At 72.0% G+C, this 19,755-nt stretch carries 16 protein-coding genes; 3 read left to right on the top strand and 13 right to left on the bottom strand.

Annotated features, from left to right (window positions below; all coding sequences use genetic code 11):
• The first annotated feature begins 36 nt into the window (after nucleotides 1–36).
• Complete coding sequence (locus MW290_RS25435; RefSeq protein ID WP_250197132.1) at nucleotides 37–1,557, top strand: CoA-acylating methylmalonate-semialdehyde dehydrogenase; 1,521 nt, start codon at nucleotides 37–39, stop codon at nucleotides 1,555–1,557.
• Entirely contained in the window at nucleotides 1,554–2,111 is a 558-nt protein-coding gene (locus MW290_RS25430; RefSeq protein WP_250197131.1) for a chorismate--pyruvate lyase family protein, read from the top strand. Before MW290_RS25435 ends, MW290_RS25430 begins: the two co-directional genes overlap by 4 nt.
• Here the strand turns inward: MW290_RS25430 and MW290_RS25425 are convergent.
• The 5 genes from MW290_RS25425 to tssK are packed head-to-tail and all read right to left on the bottom strand — an operon-like array spanning nucleotide 2,089 to nucleotide 11,002.
• On the bottom strand, nucleotides 2,089–3,999 hold the full coding sequence (locus MW290_RS25425; protein ID WP_250197130.1) for a serine/threonine protein kinase: 1,911 nt from the start codon (nucleotides 3,997–3,999) through the stop codon (nucleotides 2,089–2,091). The genes MW290_RS25430 and MW290_RS25425 overlap by 23 nt on opposite strands.
• On the bottom strand, nucleotides 3,996–4,754 hold the full coding sequence (gene tagF / locus MW290_RS25420; protein ID WP_250197129.1) for a type VI secretion system-associated protein TagF: 759 nt from the start codon (nucleotides 4,752–4,754) through the stop codon (nucleotides 3,996–3,998). Before tagF ends, MW290_RS25425 begins: the two co-directional genes overlap by 4 nt.
• Nucleotides 4,751–8,278 (bottom strand): type VI secretion system membrane subunit TssM, encoded by a 3,528-nt coding sequence (gene tssM / locus MW290_RS25415; RefSeq protein WP_250197128.1) that lies wholly within the window; start codon nucleotides 8,276–8,278, stop codon nucleotides 4,751–4,753. Before tssM ends, tagF begins: the two co-directional genes overlap by 4 nt.
• Before the next feature lie 22 nt (nucleotides 8,279–8,300).
• Nucleotides 8,301–9,629: a DotU family type VI secretion system protein gene (locus MW290_RS25410; protein WP_250197127.1), complete on the bottom strand. Its 1,329-nt coding sequence runs from the start codon at nucleotides 9,627–9,629 to the stop codon at nucleotides 8,301–8,303.
• Nucleotides 9,630–9,664: 35 nt separating this feature from the next.
• Nucleotides 9,665–11,002, bottom strand: coding sequence for a type VI secretion system baseplate subunit TssK (gene tssK, locus MW290_RS25405; protein WP_250197126.1), 1,338 nt, complete (start codon nucleotides 11,000–11,002; stop codon nucleotides 9,665–9,667).
• 290 nt (nucleotides 11,003–11,292) lie between these two features.
• Here tssK and MW290_RS25400 point away from each other — a divergent pair, with 290 nt between their 5' ends.
• Nucleotides 11,293–11,811: an OmpA family protein gene (locus tag MW290_RS25400; RefSeq protein ID WP_250197125.1), complete on the top strand. Its 519-nt coding sequence runs from the start codon at nucleotides 11,293–11,295 to the stop codon at nucleotides 11,809–11,811.
• Nucleotides 11,812–11,999: 188 nt separating this feature from the next.
• Here the strand turns inward: MW290_RS25400 and MW290_RS25395 are convergent, their stop codons facing one another.
• From MW290_RS25395 to MW290_RS25360, 8 genes are read right to left on the bottom strand one after another with little or no spacing between them, the layout of a single operon-like run.
• Complete coding sequence (locus MW290_RS25395; protein WP_250197124.1) at nucleotides 12,000–12,386, bottom strand: DUF4280 domain-containing protein; 387 nt, start codon at nucleotides 12,384–12,386, stop codon at nucleotides 12,000–12,002.
• Nucleotides 12,387–12,402: 16 nt separating this feature from the next.
• On the bottom strand, nucleotides 12,403–13,164 hold the full coding sequence (locus MW290_RS25390; protein WP_250197123.1) for a PP2C family protein-serine/threonine phosphatase: 762 nt from the start codon (nucleotides 13,162–13,164) through the stop codon (nucleotides 12,403–12,405).
• Between the two features lie 26 nt (nucleotides 13,165–13,190).
• Nucleotides 13,191–14,990, bottom strand: coding sequence for a type VI secretion system-associated FHA domain protein TagH (tagH, locus tag MW290_RS33190; protein ID WP_250197122.1), 1,800 nt, complete (start codon nucleotides 14,988–14,990; stop codon nucleotides 13,191–13,193).
• A 38-nt stretch (nucleotides 14,991–15,028) separates the two neighbouring features.
• Complete coding sequence (locus MW290_RS25380) at nucleotides 15,029–15,823, bottom strand: hypothetical protein (RefSeq protein ID WP_250197121.1); 795 nt, start codon at nucleotides 15,821–15,823, stop codon at nucleotides 15,029–15,031.
• A complete protein-coding gene (locus tag MW290_RS25375) occupies nucleotides 15,823–17,511 on the bottom strand; it encodes a hypothetical protein (protein WP_250197120.1) in 1,689 nt (562 codons plus the stop codon). The genes MW290_RS25380 and MW290_RS25375 overlap by 1 nt, the downstream gene beginning before the upstream one ends.
• 2 nt (nucleotides 17,512–17,513) lie before the next feature.
• Entirely contained in the window at nucleotides 17,514–17,948 is a 435-nt protein-coding gene (locus MW290_RS25370) for a tetratricopeptide repeat protein (RefSeq protein WP_250197119.1), read from the bottom strand.
• The gene (locus MW290_RS25365; protein ID WP_250197118.1) at nucleotides 17,945–18,466 is read right to left on the bottom strand and encodes a hypothetical protein; all 522 of its coding nucleotides are present in this window, start codon (nucleotides 18,464–18,466) and stop codon (nucleotides 17,945–17,947) included. Before MW290_RS25365 ends, MW290_RS25370 begins: the two co-directional genes overlap by 4 nt.
• Nucleotides 18,463–19,746 (bottom strand): DUF6861 domain-containing protein, encoded by a 1,284-nt coding sequence (locus tag MW290_RS25360; protein WP_250197117.1) that lies wholly within the window; start codon nucleotides 19,744–19,746, stop codon nucleotides 18,463–18,465. The genes MW290_RS25365 and MW290_RS25360 overlap by 4 nt, the downstream gene beginning before the upstream one ends.
• Nucleotides 19,747–19,755: the final 9 nt, after the last annotated feature.

Below are 19,755 nucleotides of genomic sequence, written 5' to 3'. Positions count from 1 at the left end.
CGGCCTCACCCACCCGATTCAGCCCACGGAGACACCATGGCCGCACCGCAAGCCTTCACCTCGAGCACCGACGTCGGCCATTGGATCGGCGGCAAGGCCGTGATACCCGCCAGCGGCCGCAGCCAGGCCGTCTACAACCCGGCCACCGGCCAGGTGGCGCGGCAGGTGCGGCTGGGCACGGTGGACGATGTCAATGCCGCCGTGGCCGCCGCCAGCGCCGCGTTTGCCGCCTGGGCGGACACGCCGCCCATCCGGCGGGCGCGCGTGCTCAATGCCTTCCTGGCGCTGATGAACGAACACCGCGACACGCTGGCCGCGATGATCACCGCCGAGCACGGCAAGGTGTTCACCGATGCGCAGGGTGAAGTCACGCGCGGCATCGAGATCATCGAATTCGCCTGCGGCATTCCGCAGCTGCTCAAGGGGGACTACACCGACCAGGTGTCCACCGGCATCGACAACTGGACGATGCGCCAGCCGCTGGGCGTGGTGGCGGGCATCACGCCCTTCAACTTTCCGTGCATGGTGCCGGCCTGGATGTTCCCGGTGGCGCTGGCCTGCGGCAACACCTTCGTGCTCAAGCCCAGCGAGCGCGATCCGTCGCCCAGCCTGTTCATGGCCGAGCTGCTCAAGCGCGCGGGCCTGCCCGACGGCGTGTTCAACGTGGTGCAGGGCGACAAGACGGTGGTGGATGCTCTGCTGGAGCACCCCGACGTGAAGGCGCTGAGCTTCGTCGGCTCCACGCCCATCGCGCAGTACATCTACGAAACCGGCGCCCACCACGGCAAGCGCGTGCAGGCGCTGGGCGGCGCCAAGAACCACATGGTGGTGATGCCCGATGCCGACATCGAGCAGACGGTGGATGCGCTGATCGGTGCGGCCTACGGCTCGGCCGGCGAGCGCTGCATGGCCATCAGCGTGGCGGTGCTGGTGGGCGATGTGGCCGACCAGATCGTGCCGTTGCTGGCCGAGCGCGCCAAGGCGCTGAAGATCAGGAACGGCATGGAGCTGGACGCCGAGATGGGCCCCATCGTCACGCGGCAGGCGCTGGACCGCATCGAGGGCTACATCGCGCTGGGCGTGGAAGAGGGCGCGCAGCTGGTGGTCGATGGCCGCGGCCTGAAGGTGCCGGGGCATGAGCAGGGCTTTTTCACCGGCGGCACGCTGTTCGACCATGTGACGCCGCAGATGCGCATCTACCAGGAAGAGATCTTCGGCCCGGTGCTGGCCTGCGTGCGCGCCAAGGACTTTGCCGAGGCGGTGCAGCTGGTCAACGACCATGAGTTCGGCAACGGCGTGGCCTGCTACACCCGCGACGGCAACGTGGCACGCGAGTTCGCGCGCCGCATCCAGGTGGGCATGGTGGGCATCAATGTGCCCATCCCGGTGCCGATGGCCTGGCACGGCTTCGGCGGCTGGAAGCGCAGCCTCTTCGGCGACATGCATGCCTATGGCGAAGAGGGGGTGCGCTTCTACACCAAGCAGAAGTCGGTGATGCAGCGCTGGCCCGCCAGCACGCCCAAGGGCGCCGAGTTCGTGATGCCCACGGCCCAGTGACGCCCACGGCCCGGCAGCAGGCCCGCCACTGGCAGCGGGCCCCTGGCTCTCTGACGCAGCGGCTGTTCGCCTGGGGCGGTGAGGTGCGTGTGCAGCGCCTGCGCCAGCAGGTGGCGCCACTGCTGCCCGGCGAGGCGGCCGACCTGGGCCTGGCGCCCGGCACCCGCTGCCTGGTGCGCGAAGTGGTGCTGCATGTGGGCGATGCACCGGTGGTGTGGGCCCGCAGCGTGGCGCCGCATGCGGCGCTGAGCGGCCCCTGGAAGGCGCTGGTGGGCCTGGGCACACGCCCGCTGGCGGCCCTGCTGTTCGATGACCCGGCGGTCAGCCGCACGCCGCTGCGGCCGCAATGGCATCCGCGGGGCAGCCGCTGGCACCAGCGTGCCGATGAGGCCTGGCGCACGGTGGCCGGCCAGCCCTGGCCGGCGTCGGTGGTGGCCGCCCGCAGCTCGGTCTTCTGGCGCCGCGGCATGCCGCTGCGGGTGTTCGAAGCCTTTTCGCCGGCGATGCTGGCATCGCCGACGGCCACGCCGCCTACTTCACCACGTCCACGCTGAAGCGCACGGCGCCGTAGGCGGTGCAGGCCTCGCCCTCGCAGTTGCCGGGGCGGCCGGCGAAGGTGGACCCCGCACCGCTGTGGGCGGCGGCCAGCGCCTCGGCCTCGGCCCCCGTGGGCAGGAAGAGGAACGTGTCGCGCTTGCCCTTCAGGTGGTCGAAGCTGCGCGGCACCGCCGACACCAGGATCAGGAAGTCCTCGCGCCCGGCCGGCTCCGAGGTGTCGAGCGGCGCATCGGCCGGCGGCAGCACCAGCGGTTGGCCAGCGCTGATGCGGTTGCCGCGCGACAGCGTGTTGGGGTGCAGCAGCAGCAGCGAACCATCCGGCCCCTTGACCAGCGTGTACACGTAGCCGTCGCGCGACGAGGTGACGGTGTAGCGCAGCCGGTCGCGGCCGATGCGCAACTGCGGCTTGGCCGATGAGGCTTCCACGGTGAAGCCGGGTGTCGCCGCCTGCACGATGCGGTCGAACTCACCTTCGATGGTGAAGGGCGCACGCGCCACCGGCGCGGGGGCGGGCGCGGGCACTTCGGCCGGTGCCGGCGCAGGAGACGGTGCAGGGGCCGTGGCCACCGGTGCGGGTGAGGGTGCAGGTGCGGTCGGTGGCGTGCCCGGCGTCAGCGCGAAGAACGCGCCCACCCCACCCAGCACCAGCGCACCGGCGCCCAGGCCGATCCACAGGCCCGACTTGCTGCGTGGCGCCTCGGCCGCCGACGAGCCGGCCCGGGCGGGCGCTGCCGCTGGTGCGCCGCGTGCCGGTGCCGGGCTGGCCACCTGCGCGGCATCGCCGTGCATCACCGTCTGCACAGGTGGCACGCTGCCGGGGGCCAGGCCCATGTCGGCACGGAACTCGTCGATCGACTGGGTGCGGTCTTCCGGCCGCACCTTCAACGCTCGGTCCACCGCGGCCAGGAAGCCGGGGCTGTAGAGCCCGCGTGCCGATTCGGACAGCGGCTGGTAGCTGTCGCCCATCATGCGGCCCACCGACACCGGCGGCGTGCGGCCCTGGATGGCGAAGTACACCACCGCGGCCAGCGCATAGACGTCGGTCCACGGGCCCTGCTTCATGCTGGGCACCTCGGCGTACTGCTCCAGCGGCGCGTAGCCGGGCTTGAGGATCACCGTCAGCGCCTGCGTCATGTCGCCGATCACGCGGCGCGCGGCGCCGAAGTCCAGCAGCAGCGGCTTGCCGCTGCCCGCCAGCAGGATGATGTTGTCGGGCGCGATGTCGCGGTGGTAGCAGCGCTCGGCGTGGATGACCGCCAGCGCCTCGGTCAGCGGCGCCAGCAGGCCGCGCAGCCAGGCTTCGTCGGGTGCCGCGCCCATCTCGCGCAGCTTGTCCTTCAGCGTCATGCCTTCGTAGAAGGGCATGACCATGTAGGCGGTGCCGTTGGCTTCCCAGAAGCGGTAGACCTTGACCAGCGACGGATGGTCGAACTGGGCCAGCAGGCGGGCCTCGTTCACGAAGCTCTTGAGCCCGGCCTCGAAAGTCTCGCGGTGGCGCTCGCTCTTGACCGAGACCTGCGTGCCGCCCTTGCGCGCGGCCAGCGCCGAAGGCATGTATTCCTTCAGCGCCACGCGGCGGTGCAGCGAATGGTCCTGCGCCAGGTAGACGATGCCGAAGCCGCCTTCCCCCAGCACGCCGGTCAGCTCGAACTCACCCAGCCGCGTGCCCACCGGCAGCGCATTGCCCATGTCGTCATCGGGCGCGGGCGCGCGGGGTGCCGGCGGCTCGGTGGTGTAGGGCGGCGGCGCGGCGTAGACGGTGCGGTCGTCGTCGGGCGACCCGGCACCCGCAGCGGACACCGGCGCCGGTGGCGGCGCAGATCCACCCGGCGGCACCGGCGGCCGGATGAGGGTGCGATCGTCGTCGTCGTCGGTGGAACTCATCGTGATGCGTCTGCGTTGGCCGCGGCATTGTCGGTCACCCCATGGGCTGCCCCCGGCACGGCCGCCGGTCCGCCGAACAGGCAGCCCGGCAGCCCGGTGGGCGCCAGCCCGTCGGAGCGCAGCAACTGGGGCGTGGCCAGGTCGGCCTGCGCGAACCACAGCGCGCTGCCCTGCGCCTGCTGCAGGCCGGCTGCCAGCACATGGGCCGCCACGCAGGCACCGCCGTGCAGATGGCAGGCCAGCGACAGCCGCTGCACACCGGGCGCCAGCGCATCGGCCACCACCGGCGCAGCGGGTGCCAGCGCCGGCACGCCGATGCGTTGCAGCTCGGCTTCCAGCACGTCCAGCGTCCAGTCTTCATGCAGGGCGTCAGCAGCGGCTTCGTCGATGCGCAGCAGCCAGGACCACAGCGCGTCCAGCCCCGCGGCATCGGCCGGCAGGGCGGGCAGGGGGTGAGCGATGGTCAGCGGGTAGTAGCGGCCCACGCGGTCGACGCTGGGCATCAGCACGCCGGCCCAAGGCTGCCCATCCATCACGCCCGGCATCAGCAGGAAGCGCCAGCTGGGGCTGGCGAGGTAGCCCTCCAGCCAGCCGGGCTGCTGCTGCAGGCCGGCCAGGCCGGCGCTGAGCCAGCCGTCCCAGCGCTGCACGAAGGCCGGCGGCAGCCGCCGGGTGGCAAAGTCGCCCAGCGTGGGCAGCTTGCCATGCCAGCCGGCCGCCGCGGCGTGGTCGGTGAGGGGCGGCGTGGCGCTCACAGCGCGCCCGGGCAGCGGAACTGCTGGATCTCGCGCAGCCGGAAGGGGTTGAGCACGCTGTTGGCGGTGACGTCGAAGCGCAGCTTCTGGCCTTCCAGCGTCATCAGCACGCTGAACTTCTCGGGCTGCGCGCCGGCCTGCACCTCGAAGCGGTCGAACAGGCGGAACAGGGCCCACGGCCCTTCGAATACCAGCGGCGCGCCGCCGGGCGTGCTGCTGAGCTTGACGGTGGAGGCCACCCGCTGGCTGGGCCAGCTGACGGTGGCGGCGGTGCCGGCGCCGGGGGTGAACTTCACCACCTGGCCGTCGATGTCCAGCGTCACTTCCTGCAGCGTGCCCAGCTCGGCGGCGCGCAGGTCGAGCTTGAAGCCCGGCGTGCGGCCACCGCCGCGGAAGAAGGCTTCCTTGATGCGTGCCGCGCGCTGGAAGTCGGCCAGCGCCGCCGGGGCGGCGGGCCGCGTGCCGTCGGCCAGCGGCTTGTAGGTCCAGGTGGCGCCGCTGGTGTCCACCAGCGCGGCCAGGCGCCGGTTGTAGAACTCGTCCAGCATGCCGCCGGGCGCGAACAGCTGGCCGAAGTCTTCCGGCAGCACGTCGGCCCGCGAGCTGGGCGCAAACGGGTAGCGGTTGGCCACCGCGCGGGTGCAGAAGTCGAAGATGGGCTTCAAGTCGCCGGTCATCACGTCGCGCTCGGCCACGCGGCCCTGCTTGGCGCTGACGTCGGCCAGCGATTCCAGCATCGAGCGCACCGGCTCGGGCTGCTGCGCCGCCACCAGCTTGGCCGCGCCGCCACCGGCCGGCGGCGGGGGCGACTTGCTCTTCTGCGCCGCATCGATGGCCTGCAGCTGCGCAAACACCTCGCCGAAGGCCTTGACGGTGTCGTCGATGGGCGCAGGCTGGCCCTGCACCTGGCGGCGGATGGACGCGAAATGGTCGTCCACCATCTTCTCGACCGGGCCGGCCGCTGGCGCGACGGCGGGGCCGCCACCGGCCAGCTTGGCCAGGTCGGCCTTGGCCTGGTTGGCGGCCTGGGCGGCCTTGTCCAGCGCACTGGGCGCGGCGGCGGGCGGCACCAGCGTGGTTTCCTGTGCCACCGCCGTGAGGTAGAGCTTGAGCGGCGAATCCACGCCCGACAGCAGCCGGGCCACTTCCATGCTGCGTTCCAGGCTGGTGAGCTTGACCAGCCGCACGTCGGCCAGGTAGGCGTCCCAGGCCTTGATGTAGTCCTGCAGGTACAGGCGCCGCACGCGGTCGGTCAGGTCGTTGCTAAGCAGCGCATTGGCCGCCTGGCCGGCATTGGCCTTGCGGCCGAACACCCATTGCTCCTCGGCCTGCAGCTGCGCCGCTGACAGGCCCACGCTGCCCTGGAAGGCCTGGGTGTAGCCCGCGCGGGTGTAGAAGCCGGGCACGCCGCGCGACAGCGGCTCGCCGCTGGCGCGCTCGAACACCTGGTCGGCCTGCGGGCCGGCCTTGGCCGCCACCGAGAAGTCGGGCAGGTCGCCACGGAAGCGGCGCTTGAGCCGGCTGTAGACGCGGTATTCGATGGGGAAGGAAGCCAGCATGTCGCGCACGCTGGTCACCAGGGCGGTGTCGATGGGCCGTTGGGTCTGCGGCGCGCCCTGGGCCAGCAGCGCGTCCAGATGGGCATCCAGCGCGGCGCGCTGCTCGGGCGGCAGGTTGCGGAACTGCGCGTCCCAGTCGATGCCGATCCAGGCCTTGAGCGTGGGCGCGTCGAACTGGTCGGGCGTGTACAGCATCAGGTAGGCCTTGAGCGCCTCGTAGGCCTGCTCCAGGTTGTCCTTGTTGGCGGCGCGCAGCCGCTCTTCCAGCCGCTGGGCCACCCGCGGCAGCAGCGCATGTTCCAGTAGCCGGCGGTAGCCCAGGCGCGCACCGGCGTCCAGCTTGTCGCCCTGGTACAGGCCCAGGGTGTCGAGCAGCGGCGGGTCGTCGAGCGCAAAGCGCTCGCTGTGGGCGGCCTCACGCACCGCGGTGAGCGCGGGCGCGATGGGCGCCGGATCGGCGCTGGTGGCCGGGGGCAGCGCGTCCACGGCCTGCCGCAGCGCGGGCAGCCTGGCGGCCACTTCGGCGTCGTAGGACTGGTTGCGCACGTAGCTCACGGCCCAGCCCACGGCCAGCGCGGTGCCGGCCACGGCCACGGCCGCAAAGCCCGCCATGCGCAGCCCCGCACGGCGGCGTTCGGCCTGCGGATTGGCGGACACCAGGTGCGCTTCGGCGAACACCACATCCTGCAGCAGGCGCCGCAGAAAGAAGCTCTTGCCACGCGCGCCCGCCAACGGGTTGCTGCGCCGCTCCAGGCCGAAGGAACGCGACAGCAGGCCCATCACGCGGTCGATGGGCGTGCCCTCTTGCGTGCCGCTGGTGAAGTACACGCCGCGCAGGTCCACCCGTTGCTGCAGCGCCGGCGCGGGGCCGAACACCTGCTGCAGGAAGCCGGCGAGCACGGGCTTCAGGCTGGCGAATTCTTGCGGGAAGGCGAACATCGCGGCCCGCTTGCTGACGTCGCGCTCGGCCTGCAGCCGGTCCACCAGGCCGGCGGCCAGGCGCTCTTCCAGCGCGCGGTACTGCACATCAAAGTCGGCCAGCGGGTTCTCGGCGGGTTGCGGCCCGTGCGGGAAGGTGAAGCCCCAGACCTGGTCACGCTCTTCCTTGCCCAGCGCGTCGAAGCTTTCCATGAAGCCGGCGATCAGGTCGGCCTTGGTCACCAGCACGTACACCGGCGGCTGCACGCCCAGCTTGGCCTGCAGCTCCTGCAGGCGCGCGCGCAGGGCAGCGGCATGCTCCTGCCGTTCGGTGGCGCCTTGCTGCAGCAGGTCCTGCACGTTCACCGTCAGCAGCACGCCGTTGATCGGCCGGCGCGGACGAGACTTGCGCAGCAGGCCCAGGAAGTTGTCCCAGGCCGAGGCATCGACCTGGCGGTCGGACTCCTGCGTGGTGTAGCGGCCGGCGGTATCGATCAGCACCGCATCGGCGGTGAACCACCAGTCGCAGTTGCGGGTGCCGCCCACGCCCTTGACGGCCGTGGCCTGCTTGTCGCCGGTGCCGATGAAGTCCAGGCCCGCATGCGTCAGCGCGGTGGTCTTGCCCGAGCCCGGCGCGCCGACGAAGACGTACCAGGGCAGCTCGTACAGCGCATCCGACCCGCTGAGCCAGCGCCGGCCCTTGCCGCCGGCCTTCAGGCGGGCCACCGCCTCGCGGAAGCGCTGGTCGAGCAGTTGGGCCTCCTGGTCGGCCGCGCTGGGGCCTGGTGCGATGCCCTGCAGCAGCGCCGCATGGGCCTGCTTGCGCTTCCAGGCCAGCCAGCCCAGGCGGCCCAGCCACAGCGCCCACATCAGCGCGATCACGATGGCACGCGCCAACACGCTACCCAGCGGGCGAGACACCTGGCCGGTGGCATCGGCACCGAAGGCCAGCAGCGGCCCCAGCCACCAGACGATGGCGCTGAGCGCCAGCACCGCCAGGCTGCCGAGCACCGCAGGGCTCAGCAAGACGTTGAACACACGTTTCATGGACTGTCCTGCTCCGTCGGCTTCAGCTTTGCGGCGGCGAAGCCAGCGTGATCTCGACCCGGCGGTTCTTGGCCCGGCCGGCGGGGGTGTCGTTGCTGTCCACCGGCTCGCTGTCGGCGCGGCCTTCGGCGCGCAGCCGGTCGGCCGGCAAGGTGGCGGCCAGAAGCGCCTTCACGCTGTCGGCCCGCTCCTGCGAGAGGTGCCAGTTGGACGGGTAGCGCACCGAGCGGATCGGCTGGTTGTCGCTGTGGCCGGTGACCAGCACCGGGCCCGGCAGCGGCTTGAGCGCGGCAGCGATGCGGCCCAGCAGCGGCTTCACGCGGTCGGCCACATCGGCGCTGGCCGGCTCGAAGAAGCCGTCGCCGCGGATGATGATGACCGAGCGGTCGGCATAGTCGCGCACCTCCACCAGCCCGGCCTGGATGTCGGGCGCCAGCAGGCCGGCCAGTCGCGGCTGCGGCGCGGGCACCGGCGGCGGGGCGGGCGGTGCGGCCTTCACGTCCAGCGACTGCAGCGCCTGGAAGGTGGGGTCGGTGCGGGCATTGATGGCCATGCGCAGCGCGATGAACACCAGCATCAGCACCAGCGCGGTGACGGCGGCCACCACCCACACCGGGATGCCGTCGCGCAGGCGCTGCTGACCGGCGCGCACGCCAGCCCAGGCGGGCGACAGTTCCTTGTCCACCGCGGGCGCGGCCTGCTTCAGCATCTGGGCCAGGCGCTCACGCACGGTCTCCAGCTGCGCGCGGCCGTTGTCGACGATGCGGTAGCGGCCTTCGAAGCCCAGCGCCAGCGTCATGTACATCAGCTCCAGCAGCGGCCGGTTGGCAGGCACGTTCTCGGCCAGCTTGCCCATCAGCTGGAACACCTTCTCGCCGCCCGACACCTCGTTGTGGAACAGCACCAGCAGGCTTTGAGAACCCCAGGCGCCGGAGCCGCCCCAGGGCGTGCTGGAAGCACATTCGTCGATGAAGGTGCACAGCACGTAGCGACCGGCGATCACCTGCTCGTTGGGCAGGCCTTGTGCGCGGGTGGTGGCCTCGAACTGCTTGATGCCTTCGGCCAGCGCGGCGCGCAGTGCGGCCGGGTTGGGGTGCTGCGGCATGCTGCGCAGCCGCGCGGCCGTGCCCAGCAGCGGCGCCGCGGCCTGCAGCAGTGGGTTGAAGCCGGCCACACCGGGCAGTTCGGGCAGCGGTGCGGCGTCCAGCGCCGGCGGGCCGCCCGGCACCTGGCCGGGGGCCGCGCCGGACACACCGGCGGCCGCGGTACCGGGCCGCGCGCCACGGCCGGCGCTCGGCTTGATGACGGTGCGGTCCGATTCGAAGGCCGAGAACGGGTCTTGATCGCTCATCGGGAACTACCTGCGGAAGGTGAGGGTGCGCCGGCTCATGGCCGGATGGCCCAGAACTCGAACTCGATGCCGGGGAAGTCGCCCGACACATGCAGGGCCAGGCCTGCGGAGCGTTCCAGCTGCTGCCACAGCTCGCTGCCGCGGGTTTCCAGCTCGAAGTAGCTGAAGCCACCGTGGTACGGAATCTGCCGCGGCGCCACCGGCATCGGCTTGACCGCCACGCCCGGCAGCGCCAGGTTGACCAGGTCGCGGATGCGCTCGGCGGGCCCGATCTTGACCTGCGACGGGAAGCGCGCGCGCAGGGCTTCGCTGGGCATCTGCGCATTGACCGCCAGCACGAACTGCGCGCGGCGCTGCAGTTCGATGTCGGCAATGATGGCCACCCGCACGCCGTGGTTGCGTTCCTGCAGCTCGATGGGGATGGCGGTCTGCTCTAGCACCATCGACAGCGACTGCCGCAGGTCGCCCATCACCGCGCGGAAGCACGGCGCCAGCTCGTCGTGGCGGTAGGGCGGGTAGTCGGCCGGGCGCTTGCGTTCACGGAAGGTGGACAGCTCGCCGGCCAGCTGCAGCAGCACGCTGTACAGCCGCTCGGGGTGCAGCACCGGCAGCTGCGGCAGGTGGGCCAGCAGCGGCTCGGTGCGGTTGAGCGTCTGCAGGAAGACGAAGTCGGCGATCTCGCCCACGCCGGCCCGGCCGGGCTGGGCCAGGCGCGCGGCCAGCGCTTCGCTGCGCTGGCGCACCATGCCCAGTACCTCGCGCTGGTAGCTGTCCAGCACCGGGTGCGCGGCCACGTGCAGCATCGGCGGCACATGCTGGGTGTCCAGCACCACGCGGCCATCGGCCCGGCGCTCGACGATGCGGGCCGCGGCCAGCTGGGTGAAGCCTTCGTTGGCATCACGCGCCAGCATCAGCCTCAGGTTCAGGCGGCCGATCTGCAGCGGCGCCTGGCGCAGGCTGACGGCATGGCTGTCGGCCACCTCCACATCGCTGGCCAGGTAACGCGGCGGCATGCTGGGGGCGCTGTCTTCCACATCGCTTTCGGCCACGCCGGGGCGGGCCAGTGCGGCCACCAGCAGCACCGGCTCGTCGCGCGCATCGGGCGGCACGTCCAGCGCGGGCGGCGCCGCGTCGTGCGAAGGAATGGCGAAGGGCGTGCCGTCGGGCAGCACGCCGGTGGCGCTGGTCAGGGCCAGCTTGCCTTGCAGCAGCGCGGCTTCGTCCAGGGCCAGGGTGCTGAAGCCCCAGTGATGCGCCATGACGGCGTTGACACGGGCATCGACGAGTCGGGCGGTGTGTCGGTCCTGCTGTTGGAAATGTTGAGGCTGGAGGAACATGCCCTCCGTCCACATCACCTTGTTGTGCCAGGTCATGAAGTCTTGAGTTGTGTGTGGGCGGAAAGCCCAGACACCCAACGGCGTGCCGGCCCCGCGAAACAAGGTGTCAACGATACACGCCGATGCTTGCAGCGTCACCCTTTGCGCGCTAAGCAAAGACCTGTCGATTCCCCCTCGTGTGGGATGCCGCAGCGGGTTGGCGCACTATCATTTGCGCTGGGCCGCCGTCGCACGTCATGCGGCTTCGTATGCGGTGTCAAACCTATGACAGTTGTTGGGGATCCGAGATGAAGCGCTTGCCTGTTGTGTTGCATGCCGGTCGTTGCGTGGCCGTCGTCGTGGGCCTGGTCACCTTGCTGCAGGCCAATGCCGCCGATGCACTCGACATCGGCAACCAGGTGCCCGATGCGGCCGCGGTGAAGGAAGGCCTGTTCCCCGAAGACGCCTGCAAGGAACTGGAAGCCGCGGGCTTCAAGTGCATGGGGTTCAAGCCGGCGGTGCGTTACTCGCTGCCCGCGGCCTCGTTCAAGGTGGGCTCGGCCGAACTGCCCGACATGCTGCGCAAGCAGCTCGATGTGTTTGCCGACGTGCTGCGCGGCAAGAAGGGCACCGGCCGCACCGTGCGCATCGAAGGCCATGCCGATGCATCGGGCACGCCGGAGGCCAACCAGGCCCTGTCCGAGCGCCGCGCCGAAGCGGTGAAGACCTACCTGGTGGACAAGGGCGCCGACCCCGCCATGCTGGAAGCGGTGGGCCGCGGCGCCACCGCGCCCAAGGTGAGCAACGACCCCTTTGCTGCCGAGAACCGCCGCGTCGAAATCGGTCGGGTGGGCGCCAAGCCCTGATGCCTGCCCCCGAGCTCGCTGCGCTCGCTGCCCCCAAGGGGGCGCTCAGTCCCTTGGGGCGGCCCGGCGGGACTGATGCCCGCCCCCAAGCTCGCTGCGCTCGCTGCCCCAAGGGTCCGAAGGGCCCTTATCCAAGGGCCTTGGGGCCGCTCAGTCCCTTGAGGCGGCCCGGCGAGACTGAGGCAAGCTCAGGGAATCTGGTGCGTCATCTGCCCCGGCTGCACGAACTCGATGACGCCGCCCCAGACGCACATGAGCTTGCAGGTGTTGTCCAGGGCGGGTGAGTTGGCCAGCAGCACCGTGGGCACGCCGGGCACCCAGGGGGCGGGTGTGTTGGGCACGCAGGGCATGGGCGTGAGCACGCCCAGCGCGGCGGCGGTGGCCGAGGCCACGGTGGGGTTGGCCAGTGACTGACACATGCCGAAGGGCTGGATGTTCTGGATCGGGATGTTGTCCAGGATGTTGCCCGCCGCCATGTTGCTGGTGAGGATGGGCTTGATCGTGGCCACGAAGGTGCTGGGCGCCATGCCGAAGCTGCACTTGAGCAGGCCGCCGGTGCAAGTCTGGTTGGGCATGCGCTTGTCCTTCGCGTCAGGCGGCCGGGGCGGCCGAGGTCCACACCGTCAGCGCCGTGAAGTTGTCGTGGCTGGCCTTCTGCCGCGTGGCCTCGGTCACCACCTGCTCCAGCGCCGCCAGCCAGGCCGTGGGTGAGCTGGCGGCGGCCAGCGTGGCCAGCAGCGCGGCATCGGGCACATGCTCCCAGAGGCCGTCGGTGCACAGCAGGAAGACATCGCCGGCCAGCACTTCGTGCGGCTCGCCGCTGTCGCTGACTTCCAGCACGTCGGAGGCGGTGCCCAGGGCCGATCGCAGCTCGCTGCGCTGCGGATGGCTGCGTGCCTGCTCGGGGGGCAGCAGGCCGGCGTCCACCAGCGACTGCACCAGGCTGTGGTCGCGGGTGCGGGCATGGATGCGGCCTTCGCGGAACCAGTAGAGGCGCGAATCGCCGGCATGCGCCCAGTGCACCTGGTGGCGCACGAAGTCGATGACCAGGCCCACCACGGTGCTGAACATGTTGGCCCGCTCGGTGTGCGGCGTGCGCGCCTCGATCACCGCGCGGTTGGTATCGAACACCAGGTCGGTGAGCTGGCGGGCGCCGGTGGTGGGCCGGGCGGCAAAGCCTTGCAGCATGCGCTCGACCACCAGCCGTGCGGCCACGCCGCCGCCGCCATGGCCGCCGGCACCATCGGCCAGCACACAACACAACTCGTCCACCGAGTGCCAGTGGCCGCAGGCATCTTCGTTGGCCTTGCGGCCGCCCATCTCGGAGAGGATGGCGACTTCGAGCGCGAGCATCGTGGGCGGTCCTGTGCGGGCGAGCGTCACTCGTCCCGTTGAAGCTGGTCGATGTGGGCCTCATAGGCCTTGCGGAACGCCTTGCCGAACAGCTCCTGGAAGTCGTCCGCCGCCTCGGCGGAAAGCTGGGTGTACAGCTGCTGGAACTGCTCCCAGAGCTGTGCCTTGCGGTTGCCCGCCAACAGCCCCGCCAGCCCGGGGCGCTTGCTGATCTTGCCTTCGAGCACCGCCGGATCGAAGCGCTGCAGCACGCCTTCCAGCGCCGCGCGCATGCCGGCCATCACGCCCAGCTGGTGGGCGCGCAGATCGTCGAAGGCATCGCGCATCGCGTCGGTGGGGCCCATGAAGCCTGGCGTGGGCGCGCCCAGCAGGTGCTTGAGGGCCACGTCGACGTTGGGCGAGAACTTCAGCGGATTGTTCTCGCGCGCCGCCATCATCGTGACGTCGGCGCGCATCTCGCGCTTGAGGGCGGCGCGGGCCACCAGCAGTTCCACCGCGCCGCGGGTGGACTCGCGCAGCAGCGCGCCCACGCGGCGCAACTGCTCGGCGTCCAGGCTGCGCAGATCGGCCACGGGCAGGCCCAGGCCGTCGGCCAGTGCAGCGATCCAGGCCTCGGGCGCCACCGCGCCGGCAGCGGCCGGCGGGGCGGCCACCGACGGCGCGGCGGGTGCCGGTCGCGCGGCCGAAGGCGGGCGGATCCAGGTCTGCGGGTCGGCAGCCTCCGGGGCCGCGGGCCAGGCTGCGGCGGCCGGCGGTGCTAGGGCGGGCATGGGCGCGGCAGGCACGGCGGCGGGCGAGACCGCCGGCGGCTCCACCGGCACATCGGCCGGCTCCACCCGGCGCACGCCGGGCAGCGTCACCACCTTGGTCTCGCGCGAGGGATGGTTCCACGACAGCACCGCGCCCGGCGGCACGCTGGGTGGCGGCAGCGCGGGGGCGGGCGGCACGGCTTCGCGCAGCGGCGCGGCCATCCAGGGCGTGTTCAGGTCCGACACATGATCGGAGACGGCCGCGGGCGGCGCTGGCGGCTGCAGGCCCAGGGCGCGCAGCGGGTCGGCATCGGCCGCGGTGTTGGGACCGGCCAGCGGCGCGGCCAGCGGCGAGCCGGCAAAAGGATCGGCGTTGCCGGCCGGGCCACCGAGGCCGAACAAGGCATCGAGCGAATCGCTGCCCGAGGGCGCCTGCAGCGGCAGGTCGGGGATGTAGGGATTGGCCTGCGGTCGCGGGGCCGGTGCCGCCATAGACAAGGGCGATGGGGCAGGCGCTGGCGCGAACGGGTCCCAGTCGTCGGGGATCACGGCGCCGCCGGCTGCAGGTGCCGGCGTGGCGGGCGCTGCGAACAGCGGTGGCGCGGCCGGTGCCGGCCACGGCGCTGGCGTCGCCGACGCGGGTCCGAACGACTGCGTGAACAGCGGCGGTGGCGGCTTGGGCGCGGCGGCCGGCGGCTTGGCGCCTGCGGCGTCGCCGAACAGGTCGGCGAACAAGTCCTTGGCCGTGGTCTGCTGCCCCAGCGTGACGCCGATCAGGTAGCCGCCGATCTGCAGCGTGTCGCCATGCTTGAGCGGGGTTTCGCGGCCATTGCCCAGTGGCGTGCCGTTGACCAGCACCGGGTTGCTGCCCCGGTCCACCAGCGCGAAGTTGCCGTGCCGGAACACCACCTGCGCATGCACGCGCGAGATCGAGCGCTCGGGGTCGGGCAGCACCAGCTGGTTGGTGTCGGCCCGGCCGACGGTGCCGCCCAGTTCGTCGAAGCTTGCAGCCAGCCCGGCCGTGGGCTGGCCGTTGAAGCTCTGGACGGTGAGGACGATCATGGACGACGGCTGCACGGCAAAAGGGAAGACCTTGCAAGCATAGCGGGGCGGGCTCAGCGCATCACGTGGCAATGGCCTTCGACCACGCCCACGCGCAGCGGCCAGGCGTGGCGGCTGCCGTCGGGTGCGGGCTCGGTGCGCAGGATGGGCTGGCCGCTCGCGTCCACGCAGTCCAGCAAGCGGCCACCGGCGCAGGGCCGCAGCTGCACGTCGGCCAGCGCGGGCAGCACCATGCGCAGCGACTTGGTGGCGAATAGCATCTGGATGCGCGCGCGCCAGCGGGAAGCCAGCTCGGTGACGGGTTTCTGGTAGGCCACGGCCAGTTCTTCGAAGCGCAGCCGCGCGCCCTGGATGAAGGGCTCGGGGTCGCCCTTGGCCAGTGCGATGGCCAGGCCCTGCACGAAGCTGGCGACCAGCGGTTGCGCCGCGGCCACGTCGACCACCGGCGGCAGGTCCAGCCAGCGCCAGCGCGGGAAGCTGATCGGCAGCTCGGTGCTGCGCTGCGCGGCCAGCGGCGGCTGGTAGATCTCGCCCTCGGGCAAGGCCAGCGACAACTCGGCCAGCGTGCGGGCACTCAGCTCGCTGCCCACGTGGCCGATGCGTGGCAGCAGCAGCCGGGCCTGTGCGGCCAGGCCGCCCGGTGCCGCCAGCCGCGGCGCCATGGCCGCGCCTGCGGGCGGCGGATCGAGCAGCAGCGCCAGGTGGTTGGTGCCCGACAGCAGGTACTCATGCACCGGCACGCTCAGGCTGCCGCCGGTGGCCGGCGTGCGCGCCACCGGGATGTCGTTGAGCCGCACCTCGGCAGCGCAGCCGATGGCGCGCAGGCGCAGCAGCAGCAGGCGTTCCATCAGCCCAGGCTCCAGTCGATGAGGGGCAGCGCCGGCAGCAGCGCCAGTTGCCGGTGCGTCAGGCCCAGCAGCGGGTCGTGCAGCACCAGGGGCGCCATCACCGGCTCCAGCGAGGCGCGCACGAACCACTGCCAGCCGCTGCCGCCGGACAGCCGCGGCCGCAGGCCGGCCTGCAGCGTGAGGGCACCGGTGCAGGGCCCGGCCTCGCGCCACACCAGGCCGTCGTCATGGGCGATGGGGTCCACGGTCAAGGTGAAGGGCAGGCGCAGCTCGGTGGCCAGCGGCATCACCGTCTCCATCAGGGCCGGGCGTGGCGTGTCGCGCAGCAGCGGCTGCTGCAGCGGGCTGCTGCCCTCCGCCTGCAGCTGCACGCGGGCGCGGCTGCCGCCCAGGTCCATCTCGCCTTCCAGCGTCAGGGCCAGGCTGCAGGTCAGGTCCAGCTCGCCGGCCACGCGCAGCACCGGCTCGGCCGCCAGGCCGGCGCTGCCTTCGCGCCAGCCCCAGGTGAGCGCGGCGCGGCCCGTCAGCAGGCCGGGTGTGGCCCGCAGCGTGGGCTGCTGGGCGCTTGGTGCCCAGGCGTTGAACAAGGCCTGCATGGCCTGCTGCCAGGCCTGGGCCAGCTGCTGGTCGAATCCTGCGACCCAGCCGCGGGCATCCACCGGCTGGCCGTCGCGCTCGATGCGGCAGCGGGTGGGCGCCGGGTTGGGGGAGCTGGGCAGCGCGGGGGCCGGGGCGGCGCCCTCGGCAGGCCACTGGCTTTCGATGGCCGGCTCGCGCTGCATCACCCACAGCCACTGGTCGGCCGGCCAGGCCCACACCTGCAGCGCCTGCGGGCCCAGCGGCACGCCCATGTCGCGCAGGCCGCAGCTGGGCACCTGCAGCAGATGCACGGCGGGCGAACTTTCTTCCACCAGAGCCAGTCCCAGCGCGGGCGGTGTGGCGGCCAGGCTGCCGACCGGCCAGCTCACGGCCTTGGCCTCATGGCCGTGCCACTGGCTCAAGCCTTCGGCCGACAGCCAGCGCGCAGCCGGATGGCGCTCGCCGCACACCGCATGCAGGGCCTGGCGCAGTTGCAGCCGGGCCAGCGGGCCCTGGCCGGCGACGTGGGTCAGCAGGTGCAGGCGTTCGGGCGCAGGCTGTTCGGCGGTGATGCGCAGTGCCGGCGGCACCGCGGGGCCGGGCACGCGCTGCCACTGGCCGCCCAGCAGCCGGTATTCGTGGCGCCAGTCGCTGTCCAGCACGCGCAGCTCCAGCGCCTCGATGTCGCAGGCCTGGCGTGGCAGCGGGGCGGCGTCGCGGTCCTGGGCCTGCAGCGCGGCATCGGCGTCGTCCAGCAGGCGGGCGTCGGCCCGCTGCAGGGTGGCCGCATCGCCGCCGCTGCGCTGCAGTTCGGCCCTGGCCCGGTGCAGCACCTGATGCAGCTTGACCAGTGGCTGCAGTCGCTCATCGGCCAGCAGCGCCAGCGCCCATTCATGCTGCGGCTTGAGCTCGAAGCCGGGTCCGAAAGCAAAGCACAGGTTGAGGTAGCGCCCCTGCGACAGCGCATCCACCAGACCATGCCGCGCGGCCGATTGGGCGGCGCTGGCCAGAAAGGCCTCCTGCCGCCCGCCCAGCCGCTCGGCCACCGCCGGCCAGTGGGCGGCCAGCAGGTCGAACGGGGCGGCGAGCAAGTCGGTGGATGCCTGCACCGTCAATCCACCAGCCCCGCATCGCGCAGCCACTGCAGCCAGCGGGCGCCGTCGGCTTCGGCCTGGAAGATGTCTGGCCCGTCCAGCATGTAGGCGCGCAGCAGGTGTTCGCGGGCTTCATCGTCGCGGCCGGTGCGGTGGGCAGCCTGGCCCAGGCGGTAGTGCACGAAGGGGTTTTCCTGCGCGCCCGGGCCGTTGAGTGCGTCCAGCAGTGCCGCACGGGCCGAGGGGAAGTTGCCCAGCTGGTAGTACGCATCGCCGATGGCGGTGTGCAGCCAGGTCCAGGCTTCCCACTGCGGGCCGGGAGCCGGCAGCAGGTCCACCGCGGCCTGCCAGGGCGCGATGGCAGCGCCGAAGCGGCCGGCGTCGAACGCCAAGTTGCCCCGCTCGGACAACTGCTCCACCTGCTGGTACAGCGCGTCGGGCAGGCTGCTCATGGGGCCGCGCTTCGCTGCCAGAAGGGCGGGCCTTCCAGCGCATCGTACTGGGGCAGCGGGCGCTTCTTGTCGATCATGAAGCCGGGCATGTCGGCGATGACCAGACGCACCGCCTGGTAGATGCCGAATTCGGCCTGGAACGACAGCGCGGCGTCCACGGCCTCGTCGAAGCGGGTGAACCACAGGCCGAACAGGGCGGCCCCCGTCGCCGCCTGCGCCGGCAGGCGGCTCGCCGGATCGGCGCTGGCTTCGCGCGCGGCACGAAAGGCCGGGTCATCGGTGCCAAGCCGTGCGAACCGGGCTTGCACTGCGGCCATCGCCTGGCGCGCGGCCGGCAACGCCTCGGCGTGAAGATAGCGTCGATACAGCCGGTCGAGCAGGAGGCTGCCGGGTGCGTCGTCGGGCCAGCGTGTCATGGCCGTGACCACGGCCTGAAAAAAGGCTTCCACATCCGCAGGCGGTCCCAACTCGTAGACGGTGTGGCCTCCGAAGATGCCGATCACAGGCGGTTTGCTCATTGCTTGAAGGTGATGGCGTCGGGCGCTACCGCACCCCTGGACTGCTGGACGATGCCGCGGATGATGTCATTCTTCTGGGCGTTGCTGACGACCTGGCCACGGATGTCGATGATGACCTGCTGCTCCATCCCCGCCGGCAAGTGCTGGGCACGTTGCACCGCCTGGGTGGATACGTTGTTGATGAGCCCCGACTGGTTGTTGGCAAGGTTGTAGTTCTTCACCTCGAAGCTGGCCACGTCGCCCGGCGCCACATAGTCGGGCCTCACACTGCCGGCTGTGCCGTACTTGACCTCCTTGCCGTTGAGGTAGCTCACCTGGGGCCGATGGCCTGGCCCCAGGTCCTGGCCGACGTCGATCTCCGATTGGCGAGGGCTGGGCCGTTGCGTGGCAGGCGGCGGCGGTGGTGGTGGTGGTGCTGGCGGCGGGGCCGCCGGCCGCAGCTGTGAAGGTGTGGCCGCCTGGCTGCGGGTGGTGGTACCGGCGCCGGTCTCGCGGTGAGGGCGCAGCCGCGGGTTGCGCACCAGCGACTGGGCATTGGCCGCCACCCAGTCGGCAAAGCCGGCGCCCAGCCGGCTCTGGCGCAGCGCGGCGATCAGCTCGTCGGCCGAGCCGGCCGCGCGACCGCTGGCGCCCACGGCCTGGCTGAAGGTCAACCGCGCGACGATGGCCATCAGGATCAGCAGCATCAGCCGCGCCACGGCGCGCGCCATCAAGGCGCCGGCGGCCTGCACGTCGGCGTTGCGGCGGGGCGTGCCGTGAGCGTCCCAGGCCAGGCGCACCGCCTGCACCACCATGCCGCTGACTTCGCCCAGGCCGCGGCCGATGGCCACCGCCAGGAAGCCCAGGCCCAGCCAGCCCAGCAGCGCGATGCCCAGGTCGGTGCCCAGCGTGGCGCCGGCCGCGGCACCGGGCACCGCGCCCACGCCACCGGCCAGCGCACCGATGGCCGCACCCACCACGCCGCCCAGGGCCGCGGTGGCACCCACCACGGCCACCATCGTCAGCAGCCCGGGCAGCAGGCCCTGCAGCAGCTGGCGCAGTTCATAGCCCGTTTCCTGGGCGATGGCGCCGGGCGCCAGTTCCAGCGCGATGCCGCTGGCCTCATGCACGCAGGCAGCGCGGTGCCACAGCGTCACGGGGTCCATGCCGCTGGCGGCGCCCGGCTGCGCGCCGTGCACGGCGCCAGGCGCGCAGCCGGGCGTGCGCGGCAGGGTGCCGTCCTGCGTCTGCAGGGTCTGCCGGCCGCCACAGGTGGGGCCGGCCAGCCGGTACTGGCCCACTCAGCGGCC

The sequence above is a fragment of the Aquincola tertiaricarbonis genome, assembly GCF_023573145.1.
Taxonomy (GTDB): Bacteria; Pseudomonadota; Gammaproteobacteria; order Burkholderiales; family Burkholderiaceae_C; genus Aquincola; species Aquincola tertiaricarbonis_B.
This window is presented reverse-complemented; position numbering and strand designations above follow the sequence as displayed.

Excerpts from the sequence above, each read along its gene's own strand:
- MW290_RS25435 (WP_250197132.1), top strand. The coding sequence starts at position 37 with ATGGCCGCACCGCAAGCCTTCACCTCGAGCACCGACGTCGGCCATTGG.
- MW290_RS25425 (WP_250197130.1), bottom strand. The coding sequence starts at position 3,999 with ATGAGTTCCACCGACGACGACGACGATCGCACCCTCATCCGGCCGCCG.
- tssM (WP_250197128.1), bottom strand. The coding sequence starts at position 8,278 with ATGAAACGTGTGTTCAACGTCTTGCTGAGCCCTGCGGTGCTCGGCAGC.
- MW290_RS25410 (WP_250197127.1), bottom strand. The coding sequence starts at position 9,629 with ATGAGCGATCAAGACCCGTTCTCGGCCTTCGAATCGGACCGCACCGTC.
- tssK (WP_250197126.1), bottom strand. The coding sequence starts at position 11,002 with ATGACCTGGCACAACAAGGTGATGTGGACGGAGGGCATGTTCCTCCAG.
- MW290_RS25395 (WP_250197124.1), bottom strand. The coding sequence starts at position 12,386 with ATGCCCAACCAGACTTGCACCGGCGGCCTGCTCAAGTGCAGCTTCGGC.
- MW290_RS25390 (WP_250197123.1), bottom strand. The coding sequence starts at position 13,164 with ATGCTCGCGCTCGAAGTCGCCATCCTCTCCGAGATGGGCGGCCGCAAG.
- MW290_RS25380 (WP_250197121.1), bottom strand. The coding sequence starts at position 15,823 with ATGGAACGCCTGCTGCTGCTGCGCCTGCGCGCCATCGGCTGCGCTGCC.
- MW290_RS25370 (WP_250197119.1), bottom strand. The coding sequence starts at position 17,948 with ATGAGCAGCCTGCCCGACGCGCTGTACCAGCAGGTGGAGCAGTTGTCC.
- MW290_RS25365 (WP_250197118.1), bottom strand. The coding sequence starts at position 18,466 with ATGAGCAAACCGCCTGTGATCGGCATCTTCGGAGGCCACACCGTCTAC.